A 16473-nucleotide genomic window follows, 5' to 3' on the forward strand; every position below is an offset into this window, starting at 1 on the left:
ACGGATTCTAAATGACCGTCATCTGCCCTGCATACAATACAAAGGTACGTAGCATCAATACGCCTATCAAGCTAAGACTAGTCACGGTGAGAATAAAACCATGATTATGCTTAGTGCTAGAAGGACTAAAGTAGTTCATCGCCAGCGGCAACAACATACCGATTCCCACTACCCCAAACCAGAACCAATTGGACCAGAACCCGCCACCGATGGCATTCCAAGCTGCCGCTTCATGTTGTCCACCGGTAAAGATAAGACCGGTGAAAAACGTAACCAGAACAAACAATTCAAACATCACTACAGGACGCTCGAAGCTATGAATCCACGCCACACTCGAGCTATGCGCATCCTCTTTAAACACCAGTATGCCAAACAACAAACACGCCGCCGCGCCTGATGACAAACTAGAGAACAAGAAAAGGATCGGCAGCACAGGATTGTTGAGCATTGGATAGGTTTGTAGCGCTGACAACAAGAATCCAGTGTAGGCCGCTAGAGCAATGGCTAGGAATCCTAGGAATAACTCAATGCCATTCTCGAAGCTTTTGAACTTGAGAAGCAGACCATCCACAAACTGAAACTTACCGCCTAAGAAATTCACGATGGTGGTTCTAAAGATGATGCCAATCCAGACAAACAATACCGCCATGTAGACCTGGAATAGGATCACACCCATCGACATGACCGACGTTGGGTTGTAGTAAATCATGATCTTCCAAAAATCTAGCGGCTTGGTCAGGTGGAATACCAATATCAACAGACCCACAATAATGCCAAAGGGGGCTAACCATGCGATGGCTTTCATGATGCCATTGTCCGATGCATCGCCGGTGATGACCTTGCGTTTAAGATATAAGCCAACGATCACCGCACCTGCGGACATCCCTGCGAGGAAAAGATAGATTGCAATGATCCAATCCCACACCAAAGAGTCGAAATGAAATGCACTATTCATGTTACACCTCCCCCTTATCAAACGGCACTTTATACAGTTGAGGCTTGGTGCCTAAAGTGACCTTGTCACGATAAACTGGCTTGGCCTGAATTGCTTGGTTGATATTGCTGTTAGGATCATTCAGATCGCCGAACACCAATGCGCTGGTTGGGCAACTTTCCACACACGCCGGTTGCTTACCTTCTGCAAGATTGGTATCGCGACAGAAATTACATTTATCCGCTGATTTGTTTTCTGGATGGAAGAAGCGCACTTGATACGGACATGCCGCTAGGCAGTAACCACAACCTACGCACTTCTCTTTATGGACATCAACAATCCCAGTCTTCTCATCCTTGTAGGCTGCCCCTGTTGGGCACACATACACACAAGGTGGATTCTCACAATGTTGGCAAGAGTCTCGAGTAAATCGATACTCTACGTCAGGGAATTCGCCTATGGGTTCAGAGCGCTCAATCTCTAAGCGACTGACTCCCTCGGGAACATTATTCACCTCGCGACATGCCTCAGTACACGCAGTACACCCAATACAGGCATTCTCATCATGTAGCATGCCGTATTTGATTTTCGCCTCTTCTTCGCTACTGGCAAACGAGTTTCGGCTCGATATTGCCGCCGTCGTACCAACACCTGTAGTAAAGATGACAGCGCCTGCGCCTGCTATGAAGTTTCTTCTAGAACAACTCATATCATCTCCTACTCTTCGCGCTTGTGGTTGAAGTCTGAATGACAATCTACACACATACCGACGATAGCCTTATGGTCATAGGACAGCACCTTGGCATCGGTTCCATGAACCGTGTGGCAGTTAGAACAAGTGAGGTTCTTGGCGTGTACATCATGTGTCCAGCTTGATTCACGTAGGCTTTCAGGCGTATGACAATCCATACAAGTACTGTTTGCCTTAAGTATCATCTCAGGGGATAGCTGTTGCTTATCTGTCCCTGCTTGAGACTGAGCATCAGAGTATTTGATGACGGTTGATCCACCGTCGCGGTGATCTGGCCCGATGTTGCTATGACAATCGGTACAATTGGCTTCTTTACCCATTGCATCGATGACATTTTGTCCATGAGATCCAGCTAAAGTGTGTTTAGAGTCTTTGTGACATTGAGTACATTTGTAATCTTTGTCTCTTATCAACTCTACTTTAAAGCGTTCTGATGTTGCTGAATCACTAGGGACACCATCATTGGCCAAAGCATTAATAGAATAACCAAATAGGCACAGCACCAATAAAGATTGGAGCATTGTGGCTATGGTCAATTTAATATTGCCCATCGTATCCTTTCCTTAAATCGAAATAGAATCTAATTTATTTCGACCACTAATTAACAACTCTCAGCTCAATATTATTTGAGCCAAGTGCAATCAATTCTTATTTAGGATAAGCCACAACGCTTTACCCGTTAATAATAGTTACTTATGTGCTACATAACGAGTCTATTGACGCATATTAGTGACACAGATCCATTAAATAAACCTGCCAGAAGCGCCGTAAGCCATTGATTTTTAATTGATAATTGTTCTCATTAATCAATTTTTACATATAAGTTAATTTTTGTGACCTGCTTCTATACCATAAATTGATCTAGATCAATTCAGCTGTTATTGGCTAATGTGGCATCTTATTTATCACTTACACTTACTCCGTTGTCTATATAGCGCCACCGTATAGACTTCTCCCCCGATTCTTTTTAGGAAGCTGCCCCACAACGCAATTCATAAAATGAGAATATGGAGATAGCATTGTGAACAAACAGTGGAAACTAGGGTTTTTCGCGCCTATAGCTTTGTTAGGTCTTTTGACCTGCAGTGCTTTTGCGTCTGCCGAGGATGGAGTGCGCATTGATCCGCGTAATCAAGCATTCGAAGAAGCACATCCCGATCAATATCATAGCTGGAAAGCCACCAGCGAAAGTGAAGAAATAGACGATGCGCTTGCCGGTGACCCCAATATGGTCATCCTTTGGGCGGGCTACGGCTTCGCCAAAGATTACAACAAAGCACGCGGCCACTTTTATGCGGTTGACGATGTAAGGCAGACCTTGCGTACCGGCGGACCTACTGATGCAGAGTCAGGACCTATGCCTATGGCGTGTTGGAGCTGCAAAAGCCCTGACGTTGCTCGTGTAATTGATGAGCGTGGTGAAGACGGCTATTTTGAAGGTAAATGGGCGCGCCTTGGTGGCGAAATCGTTAACCCTATTGGCTGTTCTGACTGTCACGATACTGGCAGTGAAAAATTCAAAAATGGCGAGCCTGAGCTAGCCATTACCCGTCCTTATGTCGACCGTGCTATGCAAGCCATTGGCAAACCTTTCGAAGAACAATCTCGACTAGACCAACAAGCGAGCGTTTGTGCGCAGTGCCACGTTGAGTACTACTTCGTGAAAGATGCTAAAAACGCCGTTAAATTCCCTTGGGATATGGGGACGAGCGTAGGCGAAATGGAACTTTACTACGACGCCTTAGGCTTTGCAGATTGGACCCATGGCGTCTCTAAAGCCCCAATGCTAAAAGCTCAGCATCCTGGCTACGAAACGTGGCGTGATGGTATTCACGGCAAGAACAACGTCGTGTGTGCTGACTGCCATATGCCTAAAGTTGAAAGAGAAGACGGCACTGTATACACAGATCATAAGATTGGTAACCCATTCGACCGCTTCGAAGATACCTGTGCGAACTGTCACACTCAAAGCAAAGATCAACTTCAAGGCATAGTTTCAACGCGTAAAGCACAAGTGCTGAACATGAAGCTGACTGCAGAGAAGCAAATTGTTGCCGCTCACTTTGAGGCAAAAGCGGCTTGGGATGCTGGCGCGACAGAGCAAGAGATGGAGCCTATCCTACAAGATATTCGTCATGCTCAATGGCGCTGGGATTACGCTATCGCATCACACGGTGTGCACATGCACGCTCCTGAGATTGCGCTAGAAGTCCTAGGTACTGCGGTAGATAGAGCAGCAGATGCAAGAACGAAGACGATTCGCCTTCTTGCGAAGAAAGGGATTACAGACCCAGTACCAATCCCTGACATCTCAACCAAAGAGAAAGCTCAAGCGGCTCTTGGCATGGATATGGATGCGATGAATGCTGAGAAAGAACACTTCTTGAAGACTGTTGTGCCAAAATGGGAAGAAGAAGCCAAAGCCCGTGAAGCAACATACTAAACGCTGCTTGAAGACGTAATGACCTAACCGAGGCTCCGATAAATTCGGAGCCTCCTTATCATTGCAATATCAAGGGTCATAGTAATATCAAGGGTCACAGGAGAGTCAATGCACAGCACGGCGGCGATAGTATTCAGTTTGGCCTTAATCACAGTGGGCATGCTCTATGTCGCGCTGCGCAGACAGCTGTCAAATAATGCCAGCCTTGCTTTTTCAAGTTTGGCGACTGTGGTTGTTTTTACTTTGGCATCGGGTGTTTGGTTTGTACTAAAAGACGAAATACCGCCCCCTCCCCTTGCTATGGAGCCGATGACCATTGAACAAGTCATGGAGGAAAAGCAGCAACATCTTACCGGCAACCCTAACGATGCTAAAGCCTGGTTTGAACTTGGCCAGTTGTATATGGGTCAATACGAGTTTGACTCCGCAACGACCTGCTTTGACTATGCAATAAGGCTTTCAAAAGCCCCTTATGCAGGGCAATTTGCCGCCCTTGCCACTGCCCAGTACTATCAACACTCACAAACCATCACAACAGATGTTCAGCGTTTATTAGACATTACCCTAGAGATGGATCCATTTAATGAAACAGCGCTGCAACTGATAGCCTCAGACCACTTTATGAGCGCACGATATGAGCAAGCTATCGCTCATTGGACAATGATATTGGACTCTGATCGCTTAGGCGTTGATAGAGCTAAGGTCATTGGTAGCATCAATCAGGCTCAGTCTTTTATTCGTTAATCACCCTTAGAACGCTTACTTTCTCTCCTATCCTTGATGAAATCGATGATTATCTAACGCGATCCATCGTAATCTTATATTACTATGGTCGCATTTATTTTCAGTTAGTCTAAACTGCACGCCTTTGAATATTTTGCTTGGGTTTTATCGCTCAAGATTTTTGCTAGAAGTTAATTGAGGTAGTAAAAGTGCACGAAAAGTTACAGCCTAAATACGGTTTAGGTACGGCAGTGTCACTGGTTGTTGGTATCGTTGTCGGTATTGGCATTTTCTTTAAGGCAGGCCCTGTCCTGCAAGCCACAGGTGGCAATGGCACCTATGCTGTGATCGCATGGGTTTTAGCGGCGCTACTCACCACCATCGCAGCCATAGTGATCTCAGAGATTGCGTCAATGGGTTCTAAAACCGGCGGATTGATGTCGTTCAGTGAAACCGCATGGGGTGAGCGCTTTGGGTTCTTCGTTGGTTGGGTACAAACCGTTCTTTATATACCGCTCATTCTTGCTGTTATCCTTTATTACTCAGCGGTATTTACCTGTGCGTTTTTGCAAATTGAACCGACACTGCCTGTATTAGCAGGTCTATCAGCACTGTATTTCGTCACCTTTGCTGCAGCTAACCTGTTGGCTGAATCTTTGGGCGGACTGCTTCAGCGCATCGCAACGCTAATAAAGCTGATCCCGCTTCTTGCTATCGCATTGTTTGGTTTCTTCTACCAAGGTGACGCCGTTACAGCGTCTGCTGATGCGATTGCTTCGGTAACTCAGGTGAGTTTTGCTGCTGCCATTGCGGGAGCCATGATCCCTGTATTGTTTGCCTTTGATGGTTGGATCTTTGTGACCACCATTGCACACGAAATCAAGAACCCGCAACGTAACCTGCCTTTAGCTATGGTCGGCGGTCTAGCAATCATCGGCTTGGTGTACGTCATCTTTACCCTGGGGTTACTGTCAGTGGCTGAGGGTGCCGCTTTTGCCAATGGTGAAATGGGTGTTTCTGAAGTTGCTAATCTACTGTTTGGTGAAAGCCTAGGTAGAACCCTATCTTTCTTCATTGTTATCTCAGCACTCGGTGGCTTTAACGGCTTGATGCTATTGGGTATGCGTATGCCTTACTCTCTTGCTATGCGCCGCAACTTCATTGGCTCTCAAGCATTGCTATCAGTTTCTACGAGAACCAATCTACCGGTTCGCTCTGGATTAACCATGCTTGTATTGCTGGCGTTTTACATGCTAGTGGGCTTTGCCCTTGCTGGAACAGGTGTTCACAACGGTATCTTTGATTTGTATGGTGACCTGCCTATCGCGCTTATGTGGATCATCTACGCACTATTATTTATCGGTGTTTGGCGTTTACGTTCAACTCAGCCAGATGCACAGCGCCTAATTCGCGTTCCGGCTCTGCCACTGTTTGTCGTTCTCGCTATCGCGGGTACAGGCTATGCGCTGTACGGATTCATTCCATCCAATATCACGTCTTTCGTTCTATCTAGTGCGATTGCAGGCCTTGGATTCATCGTATATGCGAAGTCATCTCCTAGAGCTAACTAAGCACTAGGTTGCACATATAAAGACTAAAGGGGATCAGCACTTGCTGATCCCCTTTTTATTTTACTAGCCTGATCCCAAACGCTTTTACTGCAGAATCCAAAAATAAAATCTTAGTTCTCATTTTCATTCTTTTGCAATTTAGCGGGTCTACATTAAACTCTCCGTCGAATTTTTACGCACATTTTTGAATAAGGTGACTCAATGTCAAACAAACTGGCTAATCCAGCTCCACTAGGACTTATGGGTTTTGGTATGACTACCATCCTACTGAACATCCACAACGCAGGATTCTTTCCAATGGATTCTATGATCCTTGCTATGGGTATCTTCTACGGTGGTTTGAGCCAAGTTATTGTGGGCATCATGTGCTTTAAGCGTGGCGATACTTTCGGTACGACCGCGTTTACATCTTACGGTCTATTCTGGCTAACGCTTGTAGGCATCATTGTAATGCCGTATATGGGTCTCCCAGCGAGCCCAGCAGGCTTTATGGCTTGGTTCCTTGTGTTATGGGGCATCTTCACAGGCTTCATGTTCATTGGTTCGCTTCGTTACCCACGAGCTAAGCAAGTAGTATTCGGTTCACTAACCGTTCTATTCTTCCTACTTGCCGCTCACGACTTCACGGGCAACAGCACTATCGGCTTCATTGCTGGTATCGAAGGTATCTTCTGTGGCGCATCTGCAATCTACTTTGCAATGGCGCAAGTGCTAAACGCAGAATATGGTCGCACCATCCTACCTGTAGGTAGCCCAGCACTAGCTGCAAGCGCACCTCAAGAAACTGCGACTGCGTAAACAAAAAACACAAAAAAAATGCCACCTAGAATTGTCTCTTAGGTGGCATTTTTGTATCTGCTTAATAGCTTATAGAGCAAGGGAACAAGGGAACAAGGGAACAAGAATAGAAGCTCTATAACAATGAGTGCATTTTGTTATGGCTGAGACATCGCGCGATACGTTACTATGAACCAATAGCGCTCGATTGGCTCTATGGTTATTCGCAATATGGATCTTTAAAAGGTAATGGACGACATCATGAAGAAATTTAACTCTTATATCGCTATCACACTGGCGGTTTTTGCACTTTCAGGGTGTGACAGTAATGAGCAATCCTTAAAGGTAACGGCTAGCGCTTATACCTCAAGTGTTGGTGAAACTGACTCAACGCCAAATCTAGCCGCTTGGGGAGATACTCTAAAGCCAGGCATGAAGTCTATTGCGGTTTCACGTGATCTCATCGACATGGGGCTGACCCACAATCAAGAAGTCACTATTGAAGGATTGGATGGTACTTATTTGGTTCTCGACAAAATGAATAAGCGTTGGACAAAAAAGATTGATATCTACATGGGTAACGATGTTGAGAAAGCGCGAGAGTGGGGTAAAAAAGAGGTCACTATTCACTGGACAGTGGATGAAGAAAAGTAAGCAAGGCTGTTTATAACCGCTTAAAAACCGCAACAGCGTAAGTAAAAACACCATAAAAAATACCACCTAGAGTTCTCTCATAGGTGGCATTTTTGTATCTGTTTAAAGTAATTTGCTGTTCATTTCAGCTTGTCGCATCGGCATAGAGTCTATGGTGGAAAATATGGAGGGTAAGCTTAGGCGTTCTTCTCGCATTTTTATTCCGCCGTCTTTACCAATCAGCACCACAGGTTTGTCTGAGATTCGCTGTCTGATGTCTTGTTGCAATGGCTCAGGAACAGAATCGGACAAGTTAGAAACAACTCGGTTAGGCAAAACTAGGAACCAGACTAGGTGCCTATCTGCAATCTCTTCTGAGGCGTTGGTGAGCGTTTGTTGGTAGTCTGGACGATCTTGTATCAACAAGATGCGATATTGCCACTTCATCTCAGAAAGTTGCTGGAAAGAAGCGTCACTCTTACTCGATGCCAATACACTCATTGTTGTCATAGATATAACCCAAATCAAAATCCTCATGATGCCTCTCCAACTAAGGTTCGCTAATACCTACGACGTTGGCTAGCCTCATGATCAAATTAAGGCTCAATCTCTCCAATAGAATATAGGACTAGATGCTCAGGGTTCATGCCTTCGCCCAAGCTTTGAATGTCTTCGCCCTCACTTTTTAGCTCAGCAATAATGACTAATGCGTCCTCTTGCTCAACATCAATAACGGTTTTCATCTCAGATGCGGAGATACCATAACGGGTTGCTATCAATAGGTCTTTAACCTTCTGTTTGTTTGCATTTGTCATCGCCTGCCCTTTACTCGCATGAGGAAAGCTGGTCTTTTGCCCCTCACTTGTACCTTGTTAGGTAACTTGGAATCGAAATCACGACCGTATCATCAATTTCGCTCGCTCAAATTTTGCAACGCTATATCCGATTCTTTATGGGCATAAAATTCAACAAAGAACTGAGTATCGCTAGTCACAAATTCAACCTTGTGCCAATACTCTGGTGGGGATACAAGACATTCACCGACGTGAATAAGCGTTTCGTTCTCTGCGTCGCCTCGACGCTCAGTAAATCCAGTAAACTTTAAACACCCTTTCAGCACATTGATCTTTCCATAAACCCCAGCTTTAGTATTGTGCTCATGCAAAAACATCTTTGGGACTGTATCTTTGGTAAAAACATCGGTCTTTTTATAATTCACAAAATCGCTAGGAATGGTCATCGGTCATAATCCATCTATTAAGTAAGAGTACTCTATTAACAATAGCAACAATCGCATTGCTACAAGCACTGGTTTCATGCTCTTCTATTTCATTCGTGGTGCGACTTAAACTCAGAGGCGTACAGATACTAATTTTCTGTTTCTTTTTTCGCCTTTTAACTTCATAGCTTGAGAGACAGTAATGATTCAGTGGATAAAAAAAAGCAGTCAACGCTATAGCGTTGACTGCTTTTTTTATCCTTCAGCGTCCCACTTACTTTGCATGAGCTTTCACTACTACAGCGAAGCCCAAGAGTAGGATGTAAGCGTTTTACTGCTGCTTATGCTTTGGCACGTAATTCAAAATAGAGATCGGCACTTCTTTGCTTGGAACAAAGCCCTCGATTTCACGTCTTTCAATTAAGTGGCCAAGACGACTTTCAATCATGCACAGGTTCTTGAAGTTATCTCTAGATACAAAGGAGATAGCTTCACCGTTCTTGTCCGCACGACCAGTACGTCCAATACGATGCACATACTCATCCGCAGGATAAGGCAGGTCGTAGTTAATCACTCGCGGAAGCCCGTCAATATCGATACCACGCGCACCAATGCCGGTTGCAATCATGTACTGGATCTTGCCAGCCTTGAAGTCCTCAAGCAGTTGAGCTCGAACCTTTTGGTTACGACCACTATGGAAAGGTTCTGCAGCAATGCCACGCTTCTCAAGTTGAGCCGCTAGCTTGGCTGCGCCGTGTTTGGTTTCAATAAAGATAAGCGCTTGATCCCATTGATTCTCATTGATCATGTGAGCCAATAGAGAAGATTTCTTATCTTTATCTACCGTCACCAGCCACTGCTCAATATTCGACTTCGAAGCACTGTGCTTAGCAATAGAGATCTCTACTGCGTCGTTAATTGCGCTCTTTGCAAGGTCACGAACCGGGTTCGACAAGGTTGCTGAGAACAACAGGTTTTGAATATCTTGTGGTAGGCGAGCAATGATCTTGTTGATGTCTTCAATAAAGCCCATGTCCAACATGCGGTCCGCTTCATCAAGTACCAGCACTTCGACTTCTTCAAAGTACACCGCTTTTTGACCATAAAGATCAATCAAGCGTCCCGGCGTTGAAACCAGTACATCCACACCATCAATGAGGCCTTGCTTCTGCGGCTGATACTCTACCCCGCCATACATGGCCATAGAGGTGAGCTTGGTCTCTTCAGCATACTGCTTTATCTTTTCATCCACCTGAATCGCCAACTCACGGGTTGGTACCACTATCAAGGCGCGAATACGTTTCTTGCGCTGAGTTTCGCCTTTGCTTAGCATCTCCAAAATAGGCAATACAAAGCTCGCCGTTTTACCCGTACCTGTCTGCGCTGCCGCAATCAAGTTCTTCCCTTCTAGGACGATCGGAATCGCTTTTTCTTGAATGGGTGTGGGCTTATCGTAACCAACTTTATTGATGGCATTGAGGATAGGTGTGCTTAAACCAAGCTTGGTAAATGGCATAGATTACTCATTAAAAACAGATGGACAGCAATAGCATAGGCTATGGCTCGAAAACTTGCGGAATGGTATCACGCACAAACAAAAAAGCCACTCGCAAGAGTGGCTTGAATTAAGGCCTGTTGTGTTTAGAGGCTTACGCCGACTGAACTTCTTTTGTTTCACAGATCATACGCCACTCTTTAGGTAGGGTATTCACCTTACCATTGACGTTAACGATAGAGCTGTGTTCAATCTCGCTTGATGAACGGCCAATCATAATTTCAAACTCGCCACCTTCAACAACGCGCTGATGCTTGGCGTTGGTAAAGTTGAGCATATCGACAGGTAGGCTAAAGGTAATACGCTTGCTCTCACCCGCTTCTAGCCAGACTTTGTGGAAGCCTTTTAATTCTTTCACCGGACGCACCACAGAGCACAGCTTATCGCGGGTATAGAGCTGCACCACTTCTGCGCCCGCTCGTGCGCCTGTGTTAGTGATGGTCACCGACGCCTCGATAGTGCCATCAAACTCGACACTATTGCTGGTTAGCTCGACATCCTTGTAATCGAACTGGGTATAGCTCAATCCAAACCCAAAGTTGTACGCAGAACCAAAGTGATAAGCAATTGGTGTGCCCGCACTCTTGAGTTTATGGTTGTAGAAATAGGGTACAGCACCGACATTTTTTGGGATCGATAGGGTTAGCTTGCCACTTGGGTTTTCCTCACCAGAGAGGATATCAGCAATGGCGTTTGCCCCCTCTTGGCCCGGTGCCCAACCATACAAAATGGCACTGGCTTCATCTTCGGCTCTGCCCAATTGGTAAGGGCGACCGCCGGTCACTAGCACTACCACAGGTTTGCCCGTATCCAACAGTGCATCGAGCATCTCACGTTGTACGCCTGGCAGTTCAAGGCTATCGGTATCTGAACCTTCTCCAATGGTGCCCGTTTGGAACAAGCCTGCTAAATCACCTACGCATGCCACAATGACCTCGCTTTGCTGAGCTGCATCTACAGCCTGCTGGATAAATGAGGTGTCTTTGCTCACAGGCGAGATCTGATCTTGGGCAATGGCCATGCTCACATCACCTGGGAATACGGGCGCGTTGGCACGGCGCTCAGTTAGGATGTCACAGCCTTTTGCGTACTCCACAGTTTCAAAGGATTCTTTTAGGCTCTGCAGCAGTGTATTTGAGTTCAGCTCACCGCTGTCGGTATCACTTAAGATTAGGTGCACAGGGAAGCTATAGCCTCCTAGCAGTGCCAACGGATCGTTCGCTGTTGCACCAACAACCGCAATAGGCGTTTGCTTAGACAGAGGTAAGGTACCGTCATTTTTTAACAGTACTGCCGATTCGCTGGCAATTTTGTAGCTAAGCTCTGTGCTCTTGTCGTTGTGCAGTGGCTCTGTTGGGATCTCAATGTAAGGGTTCTCAAATAAACCAAACTCAAACTTGGTCTTTAAGATGCGCTCTACGATGGTATCTATAGTATCCAAGCTGACAAGACCGGCTTCTAGCGCCTTCGTTAGGCGGTTCGAGCAAGCATCGTCTGGCAGTTCAACATCAAGACCTGCATTAAACGCAAGCGCTGCTGCTTCCGTGCTGTCTGCGGCAACAGCGTGGTGAGCCGCAAGTAGATCGATACCGCCATAATCAGCCACGATCAATCCATCAAAGCCCCATTGCTCACGCAGCACCTCAGTCAATAGGTAATGAGACGCATGGCATGGCTCACCATCGATATCATGATATGCCGGCATCACTGAGCCCGCATTGCCTAGTTTAACCGCCATTTCAAATGGCAGCATAAAGGTGTCATTAAGCTCTTTAAAGCCTAGATTAACTGGAGCGTGGTTACGTGCGCCCTCGCTTGCGGAGTGGCCAACGTAGTGTTTTAGAGTAGCGTATAGGTCTCGGTTTTCGCCCTGCAAGCCCTTAACGTATTGCGTTGCCATAACGCCAACTAGGTATGGGTCTTCACCTAGCGTTTCTTCGGTACGTCCCCAGCGAACATCTCTAGATACATCTAGCACAGGCGCAAGCCCTTGCTTCGCACCAACCGCTCGAACCTGACGACCGATATCACTGGCTGCGTTATAAATCAGTTCAGGGTTCCAAGTATGCCCATAGTTAAGGGAAGACGGATACAGGGTCGCCTCTGAGCTCATCAAACCCACAAGACATTCTTCATGAGAGATGGCAGGAATGCCAAGGCGAGTCTCTTCCACAAGAAATTTTTGCAGCTCGTTTAAGGCTTTAACACCATCAACCGGAGAAACTGTATGTGTCCCTAGTGGGCGAGTGATCTGACCGATACCCAGCTTTAATTTGTCACTTAACGTGCGTCCAGATTCGCTATCACTCATTTCGAGCTCTCGCTCCTTGTGCTCACCTTCTGGATCGAGAATTAGCCATTGAGCGCCAAGCTGAGCAATTTTTTCTTCTACAGTCATTCTTGCCATAAGATCGGCAACCCTTTCTTGGGTTGAGAATGATGCATCTTTGTATAGGGTCATAACGATACTCCGTTTAAACAATGCAACGGATTATCGCGATAATCGATAGGAAACTCTGCTTGATGGAGCGCAGTTATAAAATTGATAATTCAACTTACCAAATATATAAAAAAGAAAGGTTACTGCGCCAAATAACTAACAAAATCTAGAGCGATGATTTGTCTATTTGCTGACGATAACGGTTTGGTGTGGTGCTTAACTCCTTCATAAACACTTGAGAAAGATAGCTCTGATTAGGGTAACCACACTGTTTGGCGATGGCATCGATACTGTCCTCGGTAGAAACCAGTAACTGCTTCGCTTTGTCTAGCCTTTGTTTGGTAATGAACTGATGGGCTGTTTTGCCATAGCTCTGTAAAAAACGGTTGTCTAAGGTTTTTCTCGATACTCGGCAATGGTCAGTGACTTGCTTGATCTTAATGTTTCTATGAAAGTTATTGCGAATAAATCCTTCAGCCTTTACCAGTATGGTATCTAGCTCAAGCGCAGACTGCGTTGTGCCACCGTGGAGCAGCTCGTATGAGGAGAACATCTCTTGATAGGATTTTTTGTATCTAACTGATTTAAATAGCGTTTCGATACAAAGCTTACCTAACTCAACAGGGTTCAAGGCAACGGAGCTTAAAGGAATTGAAGATAACATCCGCTCGGTATCATCGTAGTCTGTGCCTATGATGGACACCTGCTCAGGTACGCTCACAGAGTTACGATAACAAAGATTAACCAGCTTTCGTGCTGAGCGATCTGACGAGCAATACACCCCTATCGGGAAATCCTTGTTGGTAATAGCCTGCTCAATATCTTCTACGATGGCAAAACCGCCGGTTTGGGCAGACTGAGTAAAACCCGCACGGCGCTCTAAACACCACTGCTCATCTTTATCTTGCTGACTGGTGTAGTAACCGACGGCCTGATAGCCACTGTTTTTAAAGCTTTGCAACGCCGTATCAGCGAGGCCAAAATTGTCGACAGTAACGGAAGAAAAACCGGCAGGTATGTCCCCCCCATCATGGTTTCTAAACACTAAAGTATGGGCACTCAGTCCTTGCAGAGCATCAGTGACATTAGGTTTATTGAGGTCAGCAATAACGTAATCCCATTTCTGGGAATGCAGATAATCCGTATCCGTGTAGGATTCTAGATGAAGTTCGACCTTGAGGCTGAGTTCTTCGACTTTAGCCTGGATACCCTTTAGTACCTGCCGGTCAAAGTAGATCATGCTATCTAATAGCAACAACAGTTTTTTCACGTCAGATTCTCAAGCATGTTCAACTCATCGGCACATCAGTGCATGAACTGTGAATAGGCCTAGAATTATATCGAAACCTGATAGTGGTGAAAGCACCCGCTATGCGCCTTTGTTAGTGGCGCATCACAAATAACAACACGTATCACGAAATTTGCTCTATTCGTACCCAAACAAAGGGTCTTGAATACGCATAGTCTCGCCCTCTCGCAGAGAAACGATCTGGTCACTGGCATACAAACGGTAGGCAAAGTTCGCCATTTCTTCCGCAGTGTGTGGGCCTTCCCACTCACTCTCACTCATGCTGGATTTTGTAATGGCGTTTTTTTCAAACTCTGTAGTGACAGGACCGGGAGCAAGCAGCTTAACCCTAAGGGGGAAAGCACCTTCTTTGAGATTTTGCGCAATCCCTTCGGTAAACGCCGAGACATAGAATTTAGTCGCAGAATACGCCACCGCATCAGAATAAATGGCGTATCCCATCGCAGAGGACACATTAATCAAAGTAACAGGTTTCTTCTTATGATCTTGAATGAAACGTAAAGAGAGTCTGGTGAGCGCTTTAACATTTACGTCAATCATCTTGCTGATCTGATCTATATCCGCGTCCCAGGCTCTGTTGTAGTCACCAAAGCCTGCATTATTCACAAAAACTTCAATCTCATGCTTCATGGCACGGTCGTACATTTCGTCGACTGCCTGTGGGACAGCGAGATCCGCAGGGCAAATGATCACTTCAACGCCATAGCGCTCTTCGATGTCTTCTTTAATCACATTCAGTTTATCGACTTGGCGTGAAACCAAAATAAGCGGATGATGTTGCCTCGCAAATTTATAGGCAATAGCCTTGCCAATGCCCTCACTGGCCCCCGTTACTAGAACGTATCCCATACTCCCTCCTTGAATTTGGAACTCTATTAAAGATTAGCTTGATTTGAGATTTTAGGTGTAAGGAAAAAACTGAAGCAGTAAGGATCTAGCTCTTTAGGCGGTAGTTTCATTAAGATTCAATATTTAAGATACTGGTCCTGTTCAGGGTATTTACATTGTGGAGTTTAACTGATCGCTCGCATAAGAGTTAATTTACGTGACCTTACCACTACGTAAGGCTAAGATTACCTTCATCAACAAAATGCGTATTAAAATAATGAACTTCTATATCTTGAATTGACTTTTGTATCTATTATTCTTAAGTCAAACCCAATGACACTCGTATTAAATCCATCAACCATTTATTTTTTGGACTATGCCTATAAGATTTATTAAAATAACAACTAACTGGTAGACTAGAAAACTCTTTAAAGTCGACAACATCGATTTTCCTAAGGTCATTTGATGAGCAGAATTTTTTATCTACAATGCACGTTGGGAAAATAAAGTCTGTTCTACTTAGAACATTAACTATCGATTTTTGAGATGAACTTTTAAAACCAATATTATGGCTTATATTTCTCCTTTCCAGTTCATTAATAAACTTACCATTGGCTCCCAGCGTATTAATACCTAACTCATATAAAGCAAAAGGATACTTTAGAATATCTTGTAATTTAGCTGTGTCTTTTTTATACGGATGCTCTTTATGAACTAACAATGTCGTATCTAAACTTCCTATCTGATAATTTATGATATCCTTCTTTGAGCCAAAGACATCAAATTGAACACCAATATCTATATCACCTTTAAATATCCCATCTAAACTTAGTGACGTAAAGTAATTTGATATCAAATAACTATTTGGGCACTGCATTTCGATCCTATTAAATAACTCCAAGCTTATGTAATCAATAAAGTGATGGCCAATATCAATAATTATTGGTTTTGTTATTAATTCAGGACGAAAAACATCATTATAACTCATCATATCATTGTCAATATCGCTAACAAAAGGTTCGACTTTGTTATATAAAGAGTGAGCCAATTCTGTAGGTTCAAAGCCATAGGCTGTTTTGAAAAAGATCTCTCCTCCAATATGTTCTTTTAACGTTTTCATCTTCAAACTTACAGCTGATTTAGATAAACCTAGTTTAAGTGCTGCGGAGCTTAGATTCCTTTCCTTGTAGACAGTAACAAATGTTCTGAATAGATTAAGATCGACATTTGTAGATAAGTTACTTTTATGCAAAACAAGCCTCTTAAAAAAAACACCTAATTCTCATTAGG

General features: G+C 44.7%; 16 protein-coding genes. 5 read left to right on the forward strand and 11 right to left on the reverse strand.

Going from position 1 to position 16473, the window contains the following annotated elements; all coding sequences use genetic code 11:
- Nucleotides 1-7: 7 nt before the first annotated feature.
- From nrfD to nrfB, 3 genes are read right to left on the reverse strand one after another with little or no spacing between them, the layout of a single operon-like run.
- Entirely contained in the window at nucleotides 8-955 is a 948-nt protein-coding gene (gene nrfD / locus OCU35_RS17430) for a cytochrome c nitrite reductase subunit NrfD (RefSeq protein WP_017027945.1), read from the reverse strand.
- Nucleotide 956: 1 nt separating this feature from the next.
- Complete coding sequence (gene nrfC, locus OCU35_RS17435) at nucleotides 957-1643, reverse strand: cytochrome c nitrite reductase Fe-S protein (RefSeq protein WP_102380547.1); 687 nt, start codon at nucleotides 1641-1643, stop codon at nucleotides 957-959.
- An 8-nt stretch (nucleotides 1644-1651) separates the two neighbouring features.
- Nucleotides 1652-2236 (reverse strand): cytochrome c nitrite reductase pentaheme subunit, encoded by a 585-nt coding sequence (gene nrfB, locus OCU35_RS17440; RefSeq protein ID WP_017027947.1) that lies wholly within the window; start codon nucleotides 2234-2236, stop codon nucleotides 1652-1654.
- A 506-nt stretch (nucleotides 2237-2742) separates the two neighbouring features.
- Here nrfB and nrfA point away from each other — a divergent pair.
- The 5 genes from nrfA (at nucleotide 2743) to OCU35_RS17465 (ending at nucleotide 7853) form a co-directional block, all read left to right on the forward strand.
- Nucleotides 2743-4128, forward strand: coding sequence for an ammonia-forming nitrite reductase cytochrome c552 subunit (nrfA, locus tag OCU35_RS17445; protein WP_371958461.1), 1386 nt, complete (start codon nucleotides 2743-2745; stop codon nucleotides 4126-4128).
- Between the two features lie 108 nt (nucleotides 4129-4236).
- The gene (locus OCU35_RS17450) at nucleotides 4237-4872 is read left to right on the forward strand and encodes a TPR domain-containing protein (protein WP_261826085.1); all 636 of its coding nucleotides are present in this window, start codon (nucleotides 4237-4239) and stop codon (nucleotides 4870-4872) included.
- Nucleotides 4873-5060: 188 nt separating this feature from the next.
- Nucleotides 5061-6422 (forward strand): APC family permease, encoded by a 1362-nt coding sequence (locus OCU35_RS17455; RefSeq protein WP_017032026.1) that lies wholly within the window; start codon nucleotides 5061-5063, stop codon nucleotides 6420-6422.
- A gap of 201 nt (nucleotides 6423-6623) precedes the next feature.
- Nucleotides 6624-7220: an acetate uptake transporter gene (locus tag OCU35_RS17460; protein ID WP_017027951.1), complete on the forward strand. Its 597-nt coding sequence runs from the start codon at nucleotides 6624-6626 to the stop codon at nucleotides 7218-7220.
- A gap of 240 nt (nucleotides 7221-7460) precedes the next feature.
- Nucleotides 7461-7853: a 3D domain-containing protein gene (locus tag OCU35_RS17465; protein WP_156744626.1), complete on the forward strand. Its 393-nt coding sequence runs from the start codon at nucleotides 7461-7463 to the stop codon at nucleotides 7851-7853.
- A 102-nt stretch (nucleotides 7854-7955) separates the two neighbouring features.
- On the opposite strand, the gene OCU35_RS17470 is transcribed toward OCU35_RS17465, so the two are convergent.
- The 8 genes from OCU35_RS17470 to OCU35_RS17505 form a co-directional block, all read right to left on the reverse strand.
- Nucleotides 7956-8342, reverse strand: coding sequence for a DUF4174 domain-containing protein (locus OCU35_RS17470; protein WP_240494729.1), 387 nt, complete (start codon nucleotides 8340-8342; stop codon nucleotides 7956-7958).
- Between the two features lie 86 nt (nucleotides 8343-8428).
- Nucleotides 8429-8647, reverse strand: a complete 219-nt coding sequence (locus OCU35_RS17475; RefSeq protein WP_017027954.1) for a hypothetical protein — start codon at nucleotides 8645-8647, stop codon at nucleotides 8429-8431.
- 92 nt (nucleotides 8648-8739) lie between these two features.
- Entirely contained in the window at nucleotides 8740-9072 is a 333-nt protein-coding gene (locus OCU35_RS17480; RefSeq protein ID WP_261826086.1) for a DUF1971 domain-containing protein, read from the reverse strand.
- A gap of 310 nt (nucleotides 9073-9382) precedes the next feature.
- Nucleotides 9383-10567: a DEAD/DEAH box helicase gene (locus OCU35_RS17485; protein WP_102377065.1), complete on the reverse strand. Its 1185-nt coding sequence runs from the start codon at nucleotides 10565-10567 to the stop codon at nucleotides 9383-9385.
- Between the two features lie 133 nt (nucleotides 10568-10700).
- The gene (locus OCU35_RS17490; protein ID WP_261826087.1) at nucleotides 10701-13067 is read right to left on the reverse strand and encodes a glycoside hydrolase family 3 N-terminal domain-containing protein; all 2367 of its coding nucleotides are present in this window, start codon (nucleotides 13065-13067) and stop codon (nucleotides 10701-10703) included.
- 145 nt (nucleotides 13068-13212) lie between these two features.
- A complete protein-coding gene (locus OCU35_RS17495) occupies nucleotides 13213-14316 on the reverse strand; it encodes a helix-turn-helix domain-containing protein (RefSeq protein ID WP_017027957.1) in 1104 nt (367 codons plus the stop codon).
- Between the two features lie 156 nt (nucleotides 14317-14472).
- Nucleotides 14473-15204, reverse strand: a complete 732-nt coding sequence (locus OCU35_RS17500; protein ID WP_017243193.1) for an SDR family NAD(P)-dependent oxidoreductase — start codon at nucleotides 15202-15204, stop codon at nucleotides 14473-14475.
- Nucleotides 15205-15502: 298 nt separating this feature from the next.
- Complete coding sequence (locus tag OCU35_RS17505) at nucleotides 15503-16435, reverse strand: LysR family transcriptional regulator (protein ID WP_261826088.1); 933 nt, start codon at nucleotides 16433-16435, stop codon at nucleotides 15503-15505.
- Between the last annotated feature and the right edge of the window lie 38 nt (nucleotides 16436-16473).

Origin of the sequence: Vibrio breoganii (assembly GCF_024346795.1) — a bacterium.
GTDB classification, from domain to species: Bacteria; Pseudomonadota; Gammaproteobacteria; order Enterobacterales; family Vibrionaceae; genus Vibrio; species Vibrio breoganii.